Source organism: Thalassoroseus sp. (assembly GCF_984380535.1).
The window spans coordinates 108,427-124,888 of record NZ_CFHRBF010000023.1 but is presented as its reverse complement, the minus strand read 5'-3'; the positions used below and the strand labels follow the sequence as shown (position 1 = coordinate 124,888).

16 protein-coding genes are annotated in these 16,462 nt (G+C 52.7%); 12 read left to right on the top strand and 4 right to left on the bottom strand.

Features of this window, described 5'->3' with window-relative positions:
- Positions 1 to 55 precede the first annotated feature (55 nt).
- From AC5DDB_RS26745 to AC5DDB_RS26735, 3 genes are all read left to right on the top strand, one after another.
- Complete coding sequence (locus AC5DDB_RS26745; protein ID WP_491742829.1) at positions 56 to 2,644, top strand: polynucleotide kinase-phosphatase; 2,589 nt, start codon at positions 56 to 58, stop codon at positions 2,642 to 2,644.
- A 7-nt stretch (positions 2,645 to 2,651) separates the two neighbouring features.
- On the top strand, positions 2,652 to 3,431 hold the full coding sequence (locus tag AC5DDB_RS26740) for a PhzF family phenazine biosynthesis protein (protein ID WP_491742828.1): 780 nt from the start codon (positions 2,652 to 2,654) through the stop codon (positions 3,429 to 3,431).
- 101 nt (positions 3,432 to 3,532) lie between these two features.
- Entirely contained in the window at positions 3,533 to 5,026 is a 1,494-nt protein-coding gene (locus AC5DDB_RS26735) for a sulfatase family protein (protein WP_491742827.1), read from the top strand.
- Between the two features lie 79 nt (positions 5,027 to 5,105).
- On the opposite strand, the gene AC5DDB_RS26730 is transcribed toward AC5DDB_RS26735, so the two are convergent.
- A complete protein-coding gene (locus AC5DDB_RS26730) occupies positions 5,106 to 5,972 on the bottom strand; it encodes a secretin N-terminal domain-containing protein (RefSeq protein WP_491742826.1) in 867 nt (288 codons plus the stop codon).
- Positions 5,973 to 6,253: 281 nt separating this feature from the next.
- Here AC5DDB_RS26730 and hisF point away from each other — a divergent pair, with 281 nt between their 5' ends.
- Genes hisF through AC5DDB_RS26715 form a run of 3 tightly spaced genes read left to right on the top strand, consistent with a single transcriptional unit; the run spans position 6,254 to position 8,983 of the window.
- The gene (hisF, locus tag AC5DDB_RS26725; protein ID WP_491742825.1) at positions 6,254 to 7,114 is read left to right on the top strand and encodes an imidazole glycerol phosphate synthase subunit HisF; all 861 of its coding nucleotides are present in this window, start codon (positions 6,254 to 6,256) and stop codon (positions 7,112 to 7,114) included.
- Between the two features lie 19 nt (positions 7,115 to 7,133).
- A complete protein-coding gene (locus AC5DDB_RS26720; RefSeq protein WP_491742824.1) occupies positions 7,134 to 7,787 on the top strand; it encodes a Uma2 family endonuclease in 654 nt (217 codons plus the stop codon).
- A 50-nt stretch (positions 7,788 to 7,837) separates the two neighbouring features.
- Complete coding sequence (locus AC5DDB_RS26715; protein WP_491742823.1) at positions 7,838 to 8,983, top strand: type IV pilus twitching motility protein PilT; 1,146 nt, start codon at positions 7,838 to 7,840, stop codon at positions 8,981 to 8,983.
- A gap of 164 nt (positions 8,984 to 9,147) precedes the next feature.
- On the opposite strand, the gene AC5DDB_RS26710 is transcribed toward AC5DDB_RS26715, so the two are convergent.
- Both AC5DDB_RS26710 and AC5DDB_RS26705 read right to left on the bottom strand, forming a co-directional pair.
- Positions 9,148 to 10,167 carry an ion channel gene (locus tag AC5DDB_RS26710; RefSeq protein ID WP_491742822.1) on the bottom strand — a complete coding sequence of 340 codons (1,020 nt, stop codon included), beginning with the start codon at positions 10,165 to 10,167 and terminating at the stop codon, positions 9,148 to 9,150.
- Between the two features lie 42 nt (positions 10,168 to 10,209).
- Positions 10,210 to 10,803 carry an LOG family protein gene (locus AC5DDB_RS26705; protein WP_491742821.1) on the bottom strand — a complete coding sequence of 198 codons (594 nt, stop codon included), beginning with the start codon at positions 10,801 to 10,803 and terminating at the stop codon, positions 10,210 to 10,212.
- A 128-nt stretch (positions 10,804 to 10,931) separates the two neighbouring features.
- Here AC5DDB_RS26705 and rnpA point away from each other — a divergent pair, with 128 nt between their 5' ends.
- From rnpA to AC5DDB_RS26675, 6 genes are all read left to right on the top strand, one after another.
- Positions 10,932 to 11,312 (top strand): ribonuclease P protein component, encoded by a 381-nt coding sequence (gene rnpA, locus AC5DDB_RS26700; RefSeq protein WP_491742820.1) that lies wholly within the window; start codon positions 10,932 to 10,934, stop codon positions 11,310 to 11,312.
- Between the two features lie 23 nt (positions 11,313 to 11,335).
- The gene (yidD, locus tag AC5DDB_RS26695; protein WP_491742850.1) at positions 11,336 to 11,545 is read left to right on the top strand and encodes a membrane protein insertion efficiency factor YidD; all 210 of its coding nucleotides are present in this window, start codon (positions 11,336 to 11,338) and stop codon (positions 11,543 to 11,545) included.
- Positions 11,546 to 11,775: 230 nt separating this feature from the next.
- Entirely contained in the window at positions 11,776 to 13,122 is a 1,347-nt protein-coding gene (gene hslU, locus AC5DDB_RS26690; RefSeq protein ID WP_491742819.1) for an ATP-dependent protease ATPase subunit HslU, read from the top strand.
- Between the two features lie 115 nt (positions 13,123 to 13,237).
- Positions 13,238 to 14,356: an aminopeptidase gene (locus AC5DDB_RS26685; RefSeq protein WP_491742818.1), complete on the top strand. Its 1,119-nt coding sequence runs from the start codon at positions 13,238 to 13,240 to the stop codon at positions 14,354 to 14,356.
- Between the two features lie 32 nt (positions 14,357 to 14,388).
- Complete coding sequence (locus AC5DDB_RS26680; protein ID WP_491742817.1) at positions 14,389 to 14,688, top strand: hypothetical protein; 300 nt, start codon at positions 14,389 to 14,391, stop codon at positions 14,686 to 14,688.
- Positions 14,689 to 14,707: 19 nt separating this feature from the next.
- On the top strand, positions 14,708 to 15,232 hold the full coding sequence (locus AC5DDB_RS26675) for a hypothetical protein (RefSeq protein WP_491742816.1): 525 nt from the start codon (positions 14,708 to 14,710) through the stop codon (positions 15,230 to 15,232).
- Positions 15,233 to 15,242: 10 nt separating this feature from the next.
- Here AC5DDB_RS26675 and AC5DDB_RS26670 read toward each other — a convergent pair whose 3' ends face one another.
- On the bottom strand, positions 15,243 to 16,424 hold the full coding sequence (locus tag AC5DDB_RS26670; protein WP_491742815.1) for a transglutaminase-like domain-containing protein: 1,182 nt from the start codon (positions 16,422 to 16,424) through the stop codon (positions 15,243 to 15,245).
- Positions 16,425 to 16,462: the final 38 nt, after the last annotated feature.

The window sequence follows — 16,462 nt, the reverse complement described above, 5'->3', positions numbered from 1 at the left end:
CTTGTGATTGTTACTTAGGTTTTTGCTGCGTTAGTTCGGTTGAATTGTTGCTAGAATGAATATCAAGATTCCTCAACTCTCATTCGTTGTTCTGGTCGGTCCGTCTGGGGCGGGGAAGAGTACGTTTGCGCGTCAACACTTTTTGCCAAGTGAGGTATTATCGTCTGACTATTTTCGCGGGTTGGTCAGTGATGATGAGAACAGTCAGGCGGCAACGAAGGATGCTTTCGAAGTTTTGCACTTTGTGGCGGCTAAGCGGTTAGCTCGTGGACGGTTGACGGTTATCGATGCGACTAACGTTCAGCCAGAATCTCGCAAGCCGTTAGTGCAGTTAGCGAAAACGTATCACTGTTTGCCGGTGGCGATCGTTTTGAATCCTCCCGAGCGAGTTTGTCACGACCGCAATCGGGACCGAGGTGATCGTTCTTTCGGGTCGCATGTCGTTCGACAACAGCGTTCGCAGCTCAAGCGTTCGTTGAAAGCTCTCAAACGCGAGGGGTTTCGACACATCTTTGTTATGGATTCGGTTGAAGCCATTGAGTCTGCAAGCGTCGAACGAGTTCCGCTTTGGAACGACAAGCGGAGCGAGCATGGCCCGTTCGACATCATCGGTGATGTGCACGGGTGCTGCGACGAGTTGGAGCAGTTGCTCGAAACGATGGGTTATAAACGTCAGGCCGTACAAGAAAACTCGGTTTGGGGAGAGGTTTCGTACCGTCACCCCGAAGGGCGAAAAGCGTTCTTCGTGGGTGATCTTGTGGATCGTGGGCCGCGAGTGTTGGATGTGCTGCGGATTGCACGCAACATGGTCGAGAACGGAGATGCGTTGTGTGTTCCTGGGAACCATGATGTGAAACTTTTACGCAAGTTGCGGGGCAAGAACCCGAAACTTACGCATGGCTTGGCGGAAACGATGGCCGAGATCGAAGCGTTGCCCGACGACGTTCGGCAAGCATTCTGCAAGGAGTTGGCGAGTTTTCTTGACGGCCTCGTCAGTCACTACGTGGTCGACGACGGTAAGTTGGTGGTCGCTCATGCAGGGATGAAGGAGGAATTTCAGGGACGGGGATCGGGTAAAGTTCGGGAGTTCGCATTGTACGGCGAAACGACCGGCGAGACCGACGAATTCGGGTTGCCGGTGCGGGCGAATTGGGCGGCAGAGTATCGCGGATCGGCGATGGTGGTTTATGGTCACACGCCGGTCCCCGAACCTGAGTGGCTCAATCGCACAGTCAATGTTGATACCGGCTGCGTTTTCGGCGGCAAACTGACAGCGTTGCGGTATCCTGAGAACGAGTTCGTCTCGGTTCCGGCAAAGCAAACCTATTGCGAACCTGCTCGTCCGTTCCTTTACGATAACGGGCTTTCGGCTCAGCATAGTCATGATGACATCCTTGATATCGAGGACGTGCAAGGCAAACGGATTATATCCACACGGCTTGGGCGGAACATCACAGTTCGGGAGGAGAATGCAACGGCAGCGTTGGAAGTGATGAGTCGTTTCGCTGCCAATCCGAAGTGGCTCATTTATCTGCCGCCAACGATGTCGCCGTGCGAAACGTCAAACGAACCCGGACTTTTGGAGCATCCCGCGGAGGCGTTCTCTTATTTCCGCAGCCAAGGTGTTTCCCAAGTGGTTTGCGAAGAGAAGCACATGGGATCACGGGCGGTCGTCGTGGTTTGCCGAGATGACGATACAGCTCGGGAGCGATTCGGAGTGACCGATGGTGAAACCGGCATCGTCTATACGCGGACCGGTCGACGGTTCTTCAATGACACGGAGTTGGAGACTCAATTTCTCAAGCGAATCCGGGCTGCGATGGCTTCGTCTGGGTTCTGGGACGAGTTCCAGACTTCCTGGGCGTGTCTGGATTGCGAACTGATGCCATGGTCAGCGAAGGCTCAAGAGTTGCTTCGTTCGCAGTATGCCGCTGTCGGTGCTGCAGGACGGGCATCTCTCCCGCCAGCGATTGAGGCGCTCGAACAAACGGCGGTTCGAATGGAAAGCGTAAGCCGAGACAAGACGATGAGCGTTCTGAAAAGATACAGTGGTCGGCAACGGAGTGTCGAACGATTCGTAGATGCCTATCGCCAGTACTGCTGGCATGTGGAATCGCTTACCGATCTGAAGCTGGCCCCCTTTCATCTCCTCGCAACTGAAGGCAAAGTTCACACGGATCAGAACCATACTTGGCACATGAGAACGCTGGCAAAAATCTGCCAAGCAGATACCGATATCCTGCTGGCGACCGACTTCAAGATGATCGATCTTGCCGATCTTAATAGTATCGCCGCTGGGATCGACTGGTGGGCAAACCTCACCGGAAACGGTGGCGAGGGTATGGTCGTCAAGCCGTTGGACTGGATCGTGCGAGGGAAGAAAGGTCTCGTTCAACCGGCCGTCAAATGTCGGGGGAAGGAGTACCTGCGAATCATCTACAGTCCTGATTATGATTCTGCGGAACACCTGCCGCGATTGCGAAACCGAAGCCTCGGTCGCAAACGGTCGTTGGCTCTGCGTGAATTTGCCCTCGGCATCGAGGGGTTGGAACGGTTCGTTCGACGTGAACCGCTCCGGCGAGTCCACGAATGCACTTTCGGCGTGCTTGCTTTAGAGAGTGAGCCAGTCGATCCTAGATTGTGAGGATAGCATGAAACTTTACATCGTCGATGCGTTTACCAATCGGCCGTTTGCAGGCAATCCAGCCGCTGTGTGTCTCGTGGAACACGAACAATCTTCGGAGTGGATGCAGACGGTTGCCGCCGAAATGAATCTCTCGGAGACCGCCTTCGTTCGAGCAGTTGACGAAGGTTTCGAACTACGTTGGTTTACGCCGACAATCGAGGTCGACCTGTGTGGACACGCCACCTTGGCAACGGCACATGCGTTGTGGACGGAAGGAATTACCGATCAATCTCAACTTCAGTTTCAGACGAGAAGTGGTATTTTGACGTGTCGCCAAACCGACAATTGGATTGAACTCGATTTTCCTGCCACACCACCAACGGCATTGGAACCGCCCTCGGAACTGTTAGAAGCACTCGGCGTTCAACCGGTGTTCGTCGGGAAATCCTGCTTTGATTGGTTGGTGGTCGTCGATTCCGAGACAATTGTTCGTTCGTTAGAGCCGGACTTCATCCGTCTCGCAAAAATTCCCATGCGAGGAGTGATTGTTAGTAGTCGTTCCGATGACCCACAGTTCGATTTTGTTTCTCGGTTCTTTGCGCCAGCGGCTGGTGTCAATGAAGATCCCGTGTGTGGTTCGGCCCATTGTTGCCTAGGACCATACTGGAGTGGACAGCTAGGAAAGTCCGAGATGACGGCCTTCCAAGCTTCGCCACGCGGCGGCATATTACGTGTGCGTGTGGTTGGTGATCGGATGATTCTTGGCGGACAAGCTGTCACAGTCGTACGAGGTGAGATAGCATGATTGTCATCACATCACCAAAACTCGCAGACGTGCTTGTCGACGTAGTCGAGAATATGTAGTAATCGTCGATCTTTCGAACGGGCATCTCAAGGGAATCTACAATGGTCGGACCAGAACGAAGAAGACTGCTTCAGTCAATCCCTGGGCTTATTGTATTGCTGTTGTTGACGAGTGCGACGAGATCGGCATATGCAGACAGCAAACCAAACATCATTTTTCTGTTAGCAGACGATCAAAACACACTGTCGATGGGATGCTACGGTAACCCGGAAGTTCAGACGCCGCAGATGGATCGTCTGGCGAAAGATGGTGTGGTCTTTGATCGGCACTATAACACCACTGCAATTTGCATGGCGAGTCGCGCGAATATATTGACTGGAATGTACGAATACAAAACCGGCACGAATTTTTCTCATGGAAACATGAAGCCGGAAGTTTGGCAGAAGTCGTATCCTGTGCTTCTCCGGCAAGCGGGGTATCTCACGGCTTTTGCAGGGAAGTTTGGCATCGTGGTCGAAGGGCATGGACTATGCGAAGACGACTTTGATATTTGGGGTGGCGGACCTGGACAGACTAGCTATGTCACTGCCAAGAATAAATCGATGGCAAAGTATGCCAAGCGGTTTCCTCACTCGACACTTTCTTATGGCGCGTTTGGACAAGATGCAATTCGTGAAGCCGTCAAACAGGATAAGCCGTTATGTTTGTCGATCAGTTTTAAAGCTCCGCATAAACCTGCAACTCCCGATCCGAAATTCGATCACGTTTATCGAGGAATGCAGTTCACGAAGCCTGCAAACTTTGGTCGGGAAGCTGGTAGGCATCTCTCAGAGCAGAGCAAGCAAGGTCGTCAGTATCCTCGGTTTCGAGAATGGAAATACGACACAGACTACGATGCTGAAATGGCCAAGTACTTTCAGCAAGTCTATGCGATTGATGTGGCATTAGGCATGATTCGCGATGAGTTGGAAGCCCAAGGTATCGCCGACAATACAGTAATCTTCTACACGAGCGACAACGGTTATATCTGTGGAGCGCATGGCTATGGATCCAAGGTGTTGCCGATGGAGGAATCGTCGCGGGTGCCTTTGATAATCTATGACCCGCGTAGTGCATCAGTCGGCAAGCAACAGCGGTGTGCTTCACTGACAGGCAATATTGATTTTGCGCCGACAATTCTCGAGTTGGCCGGTCTGCCGATTCCTAAAAATATGGACGGCGTAAGCTTACTACCCTTGTTGCAAGACCCGACCCGCAAAGTGCGTGAACAGCTCGCATTCATCAATACCTTCGACAAACTCCCTGTGCATAGTCTGAGCGTGTTGACTCAAGATTGGAAGTACACTTACTGGTGGTACGGTGATGAGAAAATGAAGCCAGTCGAAGAACTGTTTCACTTAGCTGTCGATCCTTTGGAGATGAAGAACTTAGCCGGTGATTCCGGATCGAAAGCGATGCTAGATTCCATGCGTCAGAAGTACGATGCTGAACTCAACGCCTGGAAAACACATGCCGTGCCTTATAACAACTATCAAAAGTATGGCAAACTATTTGATCGTATGATTCCTTGGTCTCAAAAACGAACTCGTAATTAAGCGACTATAGAATAACACCGCGACATGTCTAAACAGAATGCCACGGTGTCTCTCGGGGACTGTGACTGTCTTCAAACGTTCAATGGCCGTTGTTTTTCTGTTGGCCAATGACAATGACGACGATGTGTTGTGTGTCGGTCGTGGACGTCGATTGATGTTCGCCGAGCTTCACCGCTTCGCCTCGGGGGATGCGGAGCGTGGACTTCATTGAGAACGTTTCGATGTCGTCGGGCATCTGCTCGTCTTTGACGTCTTTAGGCGAAGAAGGAGTCCAAGACTTCTGCAGATTGATCGAGGCGACGATATCTTTATTCGTCTCGCGGCTCAGTTGGGCTTGGACCGAAAGGATGACACCTGTGGCACGCATTTCGCGGGGCACACCGCCGCGGACGGTCATCGCGCGATCTCGGCTTGTTGCTCGATAACCCTGTTGGCCGAATTCAACCTGACCCATCTGATTGGAGATCGTGGTCAGTTGCAGTTGGTCGAGAATCCGGATTTTCCCCGTCTTTCGTGCTTGCTCAATTTGTGCGACTGCTTGCTCTGATTCGCCTTGGAAGAGTTTCCAATCGACTTTGTCAAAGGCCGGTGACCTCTGCAAGACGTAGACGTCGAAATCAAACTGCACCGGTGTTTGGTCAAGTTGTTCGATGACCTCTCGAATTTGCTTGAGTGATTCGGCGGTCGCTCGAACGAAGAGCGAATTTGAGACGGGTTCGGCCACAATCGTGGCATGTTTGTCCCGTTCCATCAGCTGATTGAGCAGTTTGGCTGCCTCTTGTGCGGACTGATACTGCAGCGTGTAGACCTCCAGTTGAGTTTCCGCCTGGGGTGCGGCCACGACGTTCCTCGTCGCAATGTCAGCTGTCTCCTGGGCAATGCCTGGCGTCACGAAGCCGCTCAAAAACAGACTGATTCCGGCGATCCAAGCTAAAGCACTTATCATCGGTCGCTCTCCAGCAACAAGAGAATGGAACGGATCTCGGCGATCCTTCTTCTTATGGGTCGATATCGCTACGCAGTTCACGCAGGAAATTCGCATCGGCGGTCCAGAGGGGAAATCTGTCGACTTCACGCTTCAGTATCCCCCTGGGGTTTTGAAAGTGCAATATTGTGCGGGGTTGGGCTTGATGAACGGTTTGCCACTCATGGGTTGATCGCTCGTTGACCACGCCGTTTGGTCGGATAGAATGAGGTTTTGAACCTGTCTCAACCAGTGAAGGCGTTATGCTTGCCAAACGGATTATTCCTTGTCTCGATGTTCACGCCGGTCGGGTGGTGAAGGGGATCAACTTCGTCAATTTGCGGGACGCGGGCGATCCCGTGGAAGTGGCGGCCCGTTATGAGTCCGAAGGGGCCGATGAGTTGGTGTTTCTGGACATCACCGCCAGCCACGAGGAACGCGAGATCATTCTTGATGTGGTTCGCCGTACGAGTGAAGTGATTTTCATGCCGCTGACGGTGGGGGGCGGGATTCGCACATTGGACGACATTCGCACGCTGCTCAAAGCCGGTTGCGATAAAGTTTCGATCAACTCCGCCGCCGTCAAAACGCCCGAATTCATCCGCGAAGCCGCCTTGCGATTCGGCAGCCAGTGCATCGTGGTGAATATCGATCCACGTCGGGTGCCGATCGAGAACGAACCCGCGGACATGAAGGCCCAATGGCCGGAACATCTTCAGGTTCGTCCGCGGGCTGGTCGCGACGGCAAGTCCGAAGTGTATTGGGATGTGCACATCAACGGCGGCCGGTTGCCGACCGGTTTGGACGCGGTCGCGTGGGCGAAGGAAGTCGAACGCCTGGGGGCCGGAGAAATCGTGCTGACTAGCATGGACGCCGACGGCACGAAAGACGGTTACGACATCGAAATCACTCGGGCCGTTTCCGATGCAGTAACGATTCCGGTCGTAGCCAGTGGCGGTTGCGGTTCGCCGGCTCACATGGTGGAAGCTCTAACCGCCGGCAACGCCAGCGCTGCCCTGGCAGCTAGTATCTTTCACTATGGTGAATACACGATCGACGAAACCAAGCGTCAACTCGCTGCCGCCGGTGTGCCCGTGCGGTTGGAAACCACTTTGACTCCTTGAGCGCATCCACAGGCCCAGCATGAGTTCCGCGGAATCACTCACCGACATCGATTATCCCGAAACGGATGGGCAGCCGATGGGCGAAACCGACTTGCACATCGAATGGATGATTCGCCTGCGAGATATGCTGAAGTTCCGGTATCGCGATCAACAGGTTTACGTCGGCAGCAACTTGCTGATCTACCCGGAAGAAGGTGTGCCACGGAATTTCGTGGTGCCGGATGTGTTTGTGGTCAAAGATTGTGCACCCGGCCCACGGCGAATTTTTCAGACGTGGGTCGAAAATCGTGTGCCGAACGTGGTTTTCGAGATCACATCCCGCTCCACGCGTCGGCAAGACAGCATCTTCAAACTCCGGCAGTACGCCGAGATGGGCGTGCGTGAATATTTTCTGTTCGATCCGACAGCCGATTATCTCGTGCCTGCGTTTCAAGGGCATCGGTTGATTGACGGCGGATACGAGCCGATCGAAACCAATTCGGCCGGGCGGTTGGAATGCCAGGAGTTGGCGATTGAGTTAGAACTTGTCGAGCAACGGCTGCTGCTGTTCGATTCGCTGACCGGTCACGAATTGCTAACCGGAGCGGAATCCGAAGCACAAGCCCGGGCCAAAGCGGAAGCCGAGGTGGAACGCTTGCGGAAATTACTGGATGAACGTCACGATTCGGCGTAGTCTAATGGTAACGAACAATTCTCCCAAACGGGTTTCTGAGGAATAGTAATATGGTTCTGGCATCGGAATGGACAAAGTCGACTTTCGAGCAGGGCAAGGAAATCGAAATCGACAAGATTTTCCGGTTGGCGATCAAGCATGGTTGCTCCGATATTCACCTGCAGGTTGGACGCCCGCCGGTATTCCGAATCAAAGGTTCACTGCGGGAATTGCAGATGGACCCGATCGATAACGACAAGATGATCGAACTTTGCTTTCCTATGATGGACCAGCGAAACCTGGACATCTTCCACCGCGACGGCGGGGCGGACTTTGCGAAGACCATGATTTCCGACGATGAACCGTGGCGGTTCCGAATCAACCTGATGACCCAACTTGGCAAAGTCGGGATGGTGGCCCGGAAAATCGAACGCTCGATCCCGCCCTTCGAGAAACTCTTTCTCCCGCCGGTCATGGAAGAACTGTGTAAGTATGACCAAGGGATGGTGCTACTTGCCGGGGTGACGGGTTCCGGGAAATCGACCACGATCGCCTCGATGCTCGACTGGATCAACCAGAACTACCGCAAACACATTCTCACGATCGAAGACCCGATCGAATTTGTTTACACCTCCGATAAGTGTCTGATCAACCAGCGGGAAATCGGGCAAGATGTGATCGACTTCCACGTGGCAATGAAGCACGCGGTGCGGGAAGACCCGGACATCATGCTGGTGGGGGAAATGCGGGACCGAGAAACCTTCGAAACCGCGATTCACGCCGCCGAAACCGGTCACTTGGTGTTCGGAACGATCCACGCGAGTTCCGCACCAGGGACGATCGCCCGTATTCTCGACTTGTTCCCACCAATGATGCACAAAGCGATTCGTGCGACAATGTCGATGAACATGAAAGCCATCGTCGGTCAGAAATTGCTGAAAACCATCGTCGATGTGCCCTCGCGGGTGCCGATTGTGGAAATCATGAAGTTCAACCCCACGGTCCGTAAACTCGTGCGTGAAGAATCCGACGAAAAACTGCCGGCGGCGATTCGCATCGGGAAAGACGAAGGGATGCAGCAGTTCAACGACAGTTTGAAGTCGTTCATCGACCGCGAATTTATTAGCCGGGCTGATGCCTTCGAGATTTCGCCGAACCCGGACGAACTCAAGATGATGCTCAAAGGCATCGACGTCAAAGCAGCCGCGATTCTGTAATCGCAGCCAAACCGCGATACAGCGCACCCTGCGAATTCGTGAAGACGGTCGCTAGATCACCTCTTGATCGGCGACCGTCTAATCGTAGCGGCTTCCGTCTTGTGGAAGTCAGAAATCGAAGGGGTTTCAGCGTCCTTCACGGATACATCAGACCGTAATACGGTCTAGCAGCGTTGATCGTCATCCAAACGCCAACCATCCATGTCGCAAAGCATCACGAGCCGTTTTCTCATCGGCAGATATTCTTCAATGGCGGTTTGAAATTCCTTGTCTGAGACGGTCTTGAAATCGTGTTTCTTGAGAACATCGAGCGAGAGCGTCTTCGGAAAATTCTTGGGATCGCCATCGTCAGGCGTCGCGACTCCACTGTCGGTCAGTTCCACAAAGTTTTCGATCGTTCGTTCGGCCAAACGCAGCAAACTGTTCGGCGGGCGGTCTTCGACACGGGTTCCCTTGCCAATGAGAAAGATCGAATCGGAAAGCAACAGAATCGCCCGACTTGTCGATTTGCTGGAAGTGGGGTTGTGAAAGAAGTGGAGAATGGGATACGCCAAATGCCGATGCGAGAGTCGGTCCACCTGGCTGAGAACGCTATTCAAAAGATAATTGTCCAACGTACCACGCGATCGGCCGACCCAAGCCGCTTCGATAAATTCCTCGACCGAATGACCGACTCCGAAGATCGCTTCAGCGGTTTGTTTACGTTCGATTCCCGCCGATAACACGGGAAGAAAGTAAGACAACGCGGTCGTGATGATAAGGGTCGCGGTCAACGCAGCCAGATTGCTGATGAACGTCCAAGGGAACATCGATGGCACATAGTCGCCGTAACCCACCGAGGAAAGTGTTGTCCCGACGAAATAGAACTTCTGAATTAAGTTCGTCGTTTCGCCGGTGGAGTTTCGGATGACTGAATCGCTATGGACAGCGAAAATCAAATACCAGCCCGTGCTGAGTAGAAGATACCACAGCAGAATTACCCCCACCATCATCGCCGGCCCCGTCAAACCGAGAATGGAGTGAATCGATCGTCGCCGATGAATCCGCAACAGAACATTCCAAGTGTTCTGCGTCCACCAGTTCGTCAGTATGCCACCACCCGCCGTGCTGAGTACCGTAATGAATGCATCCCACACCACCAGCAGAAGTAAAGCGACGGCAATTCCGTAGACCAATGCAGACATCCCGATACCTACTTCATCAATTGCAACCAATTGTTCTTCGATTCAAGTCTCGTCACGATCGATCCATTGATTCTGAGGCATTGGTTGCCAGGTGAAAAGTTGCTCGAACAATTTCGAGACTGTGTCGGCAGTGAGCACCATCCGGTGATGCTCCGCACGCAGGAATCGATCGTCCTCGGCTCGCTGAAAAAGTCCGAGCAACGCGTCGTAATAACCCGCCACGTTGAGCAAACCGCACGGTTTGTTGTGTACGCCGAGTTGGTTCCACGTGAGCACTTCGCAGAATTCCTCGAAGGTGCCGAAACCGCCGGGCATTGCGACGAACGCATCTGCGAGATCGGCCATCTTTGCTTTCCGCTGATGCATGGTCTCGACGACGATGAGTTCTGTCAGCGATTGATGAGCGACCTCTTTTTCCAACAAGGCCTGCGGAATCACGCCGACAACTTCGCCCCCGGCGTCCAACACCGCGTCCGCGATGACACCCATCAAACCGATATTCCCCGCTCCATAAACCAACCGGATTCCCCGCCGCGCGATTTCGGTACCAAATTCCGCAGCCGCCTCCTTGTAGACCGCATCGGCTCCCAGACTGGAACCGCAGAACACACATAGAGATTCAATCGCCTTCGGCATTTCAATTCAGTTCCGGCTGGGAGCATAAAAATCGGCGAACCCGATATCATTCAGGAGACTCTTTCAGTGCTCGCACACACTGAGTTACAATCGAGCATACCAAGGTGCCTAGGATTACGTGAACTGATATGTCCCCTCAGCGTTTTTGTATTTCGAAAGATCAGCGGTTGCGGCGGTCTGAAGACTTTGCGCGGCTGTACGCTGGGGGAGTGCGGGCGGGCGATACGCACTTGTTGATTTTCGGAGGCGTTAACCCCAAGGGGCGGTCGCGGTTCGGTTTGAGCGTTTCCAAGAAGCATGGCAATGCCGTTCAACGCGGGCGACTGAAGCGTCTGTTGCGAGAAGCGTTTCGGTTGTCGCAGCATGAGTTGCCGACGGGACTCGATATGATTCTGATTCCACGGCAGAACTCGGGAGCCACTTTAGACGACTATCGCCGTTCTCTTGTGTCAACAGCGAAGCGGTTGGCCAAACGGTTAAAGGCGGTCGAGCAGGGCGAACCATCGTGAACGTGTTGCGGGCAATCCAGCGGATGATCGCAGCCGTCCTAATCGGTTTGGTGCGGGGCTATCAACGCTTTATCAGTCCTCTACTCGGTCCGTCCTGTCGGTTCACACCGACGTGTAGTGAGTACTTTATTCAAGCCGTCCGCAAGTACGGTGTATTACGTGGGATGTGGCGGGGAACGCTGCGGATTCTGCGATGTCATCCGTTCCATCCGGGCGGCTACGATCCGCCGTAAGCCGGGGAAAGTCGGACGCCGAGCACCGTGTTCGTTGAATCTGGATCTTCATTGTTGCAATCTTGCTTGAAACGTGGCACAATCGACGGTCCAAATGAACCCCCCAAGCCTCGTCGGACTCTCCGCAATTTAGTTCGGCGAGGCCTCTTCATGCGCGGCGGAATCGGTTAAGCTTGACGCAATTCATGCAACGTGAATAGCCTTTTCGTCTCCTGATACCCGGTTGACACATGATTGAACTCACGCCCCGCGAAATTGTCGCCCGCCTGGATCAACACATCGTCGGTCAGGCCGACGCAAAACGCGCTGTCGCGGTCGCTCTACGGAACCGATGGCGTTGGAGTCAGTTGGCTCCCGAAATTCGCAAGGAAGTCACGCCGAAAAACATCATCATGATCGGCCCGACGGGCGTAGGGAAAACCGAAATCACCCGACGATTGGCCAGTCTGACCGGTGCTCCATTTATCAAAGTGGAAGCCACGAAGTACACGGAAGTCGGTTATTACGGCCGAGACGTCGAGAGCATGATCCGGGATCTGCTCGACGCCGCGATCAATCTCGTGAGCCAAAAGAAACGCGAGGAATTAAAAGGCAAGGTCGGCGATCGTGTCGAGCAACGCTTGCTGAACGAACTCATTCCCGCACCAGATTTCTCGGGTACCACGGAAGAGGAAATTTCCGCCGCCCGCGAACGTCATCAGCGAACACGCGAGAAATTTCTCGGGATGTTGCGGGCCGGTCAACTGGAGGACCGGGAAATTGAAATCGATGTCGAACAACGTGGCAACAGCGTGCAAGTGTTCGGTCCGATGGGCATGGAAAACATGGATATCGACCTGCAAGGCATGATGGACAAACTCGTCCCGAAGCAAAAGAAAAAGCGGAAGGTCCCCGTCAAAGAGGCTCGGCAGATCCTAACCGATCAGGAAGCCGAAGCGATGATGGACCAAGACGCCGTCCATGAAGAATCCATCCAACTCGCCGAACAAAGCGGGATGGTGTTTATCGACGAAATTGACAAAGTCTGTGGCAACGAACAGGGGCAACGCTCTTCCGATGTCTCTCGACAAGGCGTGCAGCGTGATTTGCTGCCCATCGTCGAAGGCACGACGGTGCAAACGCGTTATGGTTCCGTGCGGACCGAACATATTCTGTTCATCGCCGCCGGCGCATTTCACCGCTCAAAACCGTCCGATCTCATGCCGGAACTTCAAGGGCGATTCCCGATTCGTGTGGAACTTGCGGACCTCACGCAGGCAGATTTTGTTCGCATCCTCACCGAGCCGACCGGCTCACTCACGAAACAGTACACGGCGTTGCTCGGGACAGACGGCGTCGAATTGGAGTTTACGCAAGATGGCATCGAAGCCCTTGCCGACTATGCGTACCGCGTCAATCAAACCACACAGAACATCGGTGCCCGCCGTCTCTATACAATGACCGAACGACTCCTCGAAGACGTGAGTTTCCGCGCTCCCGACGACGGTTCGATGAAAATTATTGTCAACGCCGACTTCGTTAAACAGCGACTACACTCCGTTGCTGAGGATGAAGACCTCAGTAAATTCGTGCTATAAAATTCAGAGCATTCGGCTATCTTAGTTTCGTCTATTCGACGCAAACAACTAGTTTCGTCTATTCGACGCAAACAACTAGTTTCGGTTTCTTTTCAATATCAACGATGGAACGACCATGCACGATCCTCGAATTACAACTCTCGCAAAGACTCTGCTCGATCATAGTTGTCGCATTCAAGCTGGCGAGAAAATTCTGATTGAGGCGATTGATCTTCCGGAGCCGAATCTCGTGTGTCAGCTTGTCGAACTAGCAGCCGAACGGGGCGCGATTCCATTAGTGACTTGGAAGAACAACGCGATTTTGCGAAGTCTGTATAAGACTGGTAGCGAACAGCAAATGACACTGATCGGCGAACTAGAAGCCGAACGAATGTCAAAGTGCGATGCCTATATTGGCGTGCGTGGGTCGGCGAACTCCAACGAGTTTGCTGACGTTCCGCAAGACAAAATGGATCTCTATCAAAAGCACTGGTGGAAGCCTGTGCATATTGAGGTTCGTGTGCCGAAAACTCGGTGGGTTGTGCTGCGTTATCCCACGCCGTCCTTCGCACAAGCCGCGAACATGAGTACCGATGCCTTCGAAGATTTCTACTTCAACGTCTGCACAACAGACTACGCCAAGATGGCAGAGGACTTGAAGCCGCTCGAAGAGCGAATGTTAAAAGCCGACGAAGTGCATTTGACCGCACCGGGAACCGACCTGAAGTTCTCTATCAAGGACATTCCTGTCATTCCTTGCACCGGTCAATGTAATATTCCCGATGGCGAAATCTTCACCGCGCCTGTTCGCGAGAGTATCAACGGTACCATTGCCTATAACACACCCTCCCGGTATCAGGGCGTTGTCTATCAAGGCATCAAATTCCGTTTCGAAGACGGCAAAATCGTCGAAGCAACATGCGACAATGAACCTGAAAAACTGAATGCCGTTCTCGACTCTGATGAAGGTGCTCGCTACATCGGCGAATGGTCACTGGGTACGAACCATAACGTCAAGCATCCGATGCTAGACACACTGTTCGACGAGAAGATCGGCGGAAGTTTTCACCTCACGCCGGGCAATGCCTACGATGACGCCGACAATGGGAACCGCAGTCGTGTGCATTGGGATTTGGTGTTGATCCAAACTCCAGCGTACGGCGGCGGAGATGTGTACTTCGATGGCGAACTCATCCGCAAAGATGGTCGTTTCGTTCCCGATGACTTACAGCCTTTGAATGTTGGCATGGATTAAACATGCTTTCGCATCGGACTCAGAGGCAATAAATGGGGCAATTGTTCGCGTTTCTCCTTGTCATCTATTTCGCATTGTTGATTGCGCAGGCATTTGTCTATCACGGTTATATTTGTCCTCGACTCAGGGCAAAAGGTTGGGCTCCGAACGTCCGGTGGAGTTGGGGGTTTTACGCGGATATCAAAGCGTATCGCCGGCTCTGCTGCGAAGTCCAAAATCAAGACGAATTGAGTGTGTATTACTATCTCATAATTCTGCACACTCTGTCATTGATCGTCGTGATTGCACTTTTTGCTCTGTTCTGGATTCCCTTGTTCCAACAACGTCATTGAATTCGTCCCGGATGCATCAATGAAGCTTGAGTCTATTACATGTAACAGTTGCGGAGCGCCGCTTGACGTGCCGGAAGACGCGAACTATGTGACTTGCACCCATTGTAATTCACGTTTGGCGGTCCATCGCACGCAGAGTGCCCGGTTCACCGAAGTGATTGACGATCTTCGGGAACAAGTCGCCAAACTTACTCAACAGAATGAAGTGGAAGCACTCGATCGAGAGTGGCAGGCGGAACGGCAATCGATGCTAGTCACCGATAAACACGGAAATTCCCAAATCCCGACGAAGACTGGAACTATTGTCGGTGGGATTATCGTTTCTGTATTTGGTGCGATTTGGACAATCCTTGCGGCTGGAATCACATCTCAAATCCCCCTAGGCGAGGCGAAACTTTTTCCGCTGTTCGGCGTGGTTTTTGTCTTCGCGGGGATTGCGATGAGTTTTTATTCCTATCGCAAAGCTGAAGAATATGAGAAAGCCCATCGCAGTTATCGCGAACGTCGCGCAAAGTTGTTGAGTGAATTGGATGACGAAGACTAGGCCGCTGGTTTTACTCGGATTCTGATGTTCTTGTTTTCTCTAGCGTCGTAAAGTCGGCAAACGGTTTAACGATCGGCTTGCTAGATGAATAGCGATGTGACGTCATCCAAGAGAATTTGCGTTCATGGGGGTTAGCGGGGTCCGGTTCAGGAAGTGGTTCTCCGTCGGCTTCGATGTATGCAGTCCGCACCACTTTCACCGGCTTCGTCGCTCGAGGTGCGAGTTCGTAGTTGGTGCCCTTTGTCACTAGCAGCCAACTATTCTCGCGAAAACCAGACTTGAGTCGATCACGCGCAGCGATTGCCAGGGCTTCCTTCTTGTCTTGGCTAAGTGTTTTCGTCGATTGGATCTTGCTGACAAGTTTTTGAGTTTCGGACAAGTCAAAACTCACCCATCCATAGGGGGGAAGAAAGGCTTCCATCTTACAATGAGATGGCGAGTTCTTTGGGTAGAGTGCTAGTCCGTAGGTCACACGGGTTGGTCGGCCGATCATTCGACCCATTGTGGCACACAGCCCATGATAGTCGCTGCAATGCCCATGCTGTTTTTCAAAGGCGTGATTGGCATCGGCTTGCAATGACGCATCCACATGATCATAAGTCATCGTTTCGTCGATCCAATTCATCACTGCAAATAGGTCGGATTGTTGATCGCGTTGTTGCGGAAGAATTGAGTTCAATACCGATTGAAACTCTCGCTCGTCATTCAACGATTGTGGTTGAAGATAGGGTGCAAAATCCGTGGGCCATTTGTTGACGTCTAAGATCTTGGTCGGTTTGAGATCCCAATGGAGGTTCCACAGCTTGGCTTGGAACTGATGCCGAATGATTTGCGCACCTTGCGGATCATGGAATTCAAAGTATGCAAACTGATTTCCATAAACAGGTTCAGTGTTGATGCTTGGTTTGATGTTAGTTGGAAACGTGCTGAACTGACTTTCGCAAATTTCCTGAGCCGAGTCGGTTTGCGGGATCGGAATCCAAACTTTCAGGACTTTGCAATGGTAGGGAGGTGTCACGATCACAGAGAAATCGACCTGATGCGTGACGGGGCTACTCTTTGTTGCCGAGTAAGGCATTGAAGGCGACAGCGAACTGATTTTGACATCGTTCGCAAAACTTGTTGCATGACTTGCTATGCAAGAACTCAGAACGCAGAAGGCGAGGGTTTGTTGGAATTGCCGGTGCATCATAACGTTGGATTCGTTGCTAGTTGTTGATCGAGTTTTTG

What these genes read in the sequence shown, in the direction of transcription:
- AC5DDB_RS26745 (WP_491742829.1), top strand. Translation starts at nt 56, where the DNA reads ATGAATATCAAGATTCCTCAACTCTCATTCGTTGTTCTGGTCGGTCCG.
- AC5DDB_RS26740 (WP_491742828.1), top strand. Translation starts at nt 2,652, where the DNA reads ATGAAACTTTACATCGTCGATGCGTTTACCAATCGGCCGTTTGCAGGC.
- AC5DDB_RS26735 (WP_491742827.1), top strand. Translation starts at nt 3,533, where the DNA reads ATGGTCGGACCAGAACGAAGAAGACTGCTTCAGTCAATCCCTGGGCTT.
- AC5DDB_RS26730 (WP_491742826.1), bottom strand. Translation starts at nt 5,972, where the DNA reads ATGATAAGTGCTTTAGCTTGGATCGCCGGAATCAGTCTGTTTTTGAGC.
- hisF (WP_491742825.1), top strand. Translation starts at nt 6,254, where the DNA reads ATGCTTGCCAAACGGATTATTCCTTGTCTCGATGTTCACGCCGGTCGG.
- AC5DDB_RS26720 (WP_491742824.1), top strand. Translation starts at nt 7,134, where the DNA reads ATGAGTTCCGCGGAATCACTCACCGACATCGATTATCCCGAAACGGAT.
- AC5DDB_RS26715 (WP_491742823.1), top strand. Translation starts at nt 7,838, where the DNA reads ATGGTTCTGGCATCGGAATGGACAAAGTCGACTTTCGAGCAGGGCAAG.
- AC5DDB_RS26710 (WP_491742822.1), bottom strand. Translation starts at nt 10,167, where the DNA reads ATGTCTGCATTGGTCTACGGAATTGCCGTCGCTTTACTTCTGCTGGTG.
- AC5DDB_RS26705 (WP_491742821.1), bottom strand. Translation starts at nt 10,803, where the DNA reads ATGCCGAAGGCGATTGAATCTCTATGTGTGTTCTGCGGTTCCAGTCTG.
- rnpA (WP_491742820.1), top strand. Translation starts at nt 10,932, where the DNA reads ATGTCCCCTCAGCGTTTTTGTATTTCGAAAGATCAGCGGTTGCGGCGG.
- yidD (WP_491742850.1), top strand. Translation starts at nt 11,336, where the DNA reads ATGATCGCAGCCGTCCTAATCGGTTTGGTGCGGGGCTATCAACGCTTT.
- hslU (WP_491742819.1), top strand. Translation starts at nt 11,776, where the DNA reads ATGATTGAACTCACGCCCCGCGAAATTGTCGCCCGCCTGGATCAACAC.
- AC5DDB_RS26685 (WP_491742818.1), top strand. Translation starts at nt 13,238, where the DNA reads ATGCACGATCCTCGAATTACAACTCTCGCAAAGACTCTGCTCGATCAT.
- AC5DDB_RS26680 (WP_491742817.1), top strand. Translation starts at nt 14,389, where the DNA reads ATGGGGCAATTGTTCGCGTTTCTCCTTGTCATCTATTTCGCATTGTTG.
- AC5DDB_RS26675 (WP_491742816.1), top strand. Translation starts at nt 14,708, where the DNA reads ATGAAGCTTGAGTCTATTACATGTAACAGTTGCGGAGCGCCGCTTGAC.
- AC5DDB_RS26670 (WP_491742815.1), bottom strand. Translation starts at nt 16,424, where the DNA reads ATGATGCACCGGCAATTCCAACAAACCCTCGCCTTCTGCGTTCTGAGT.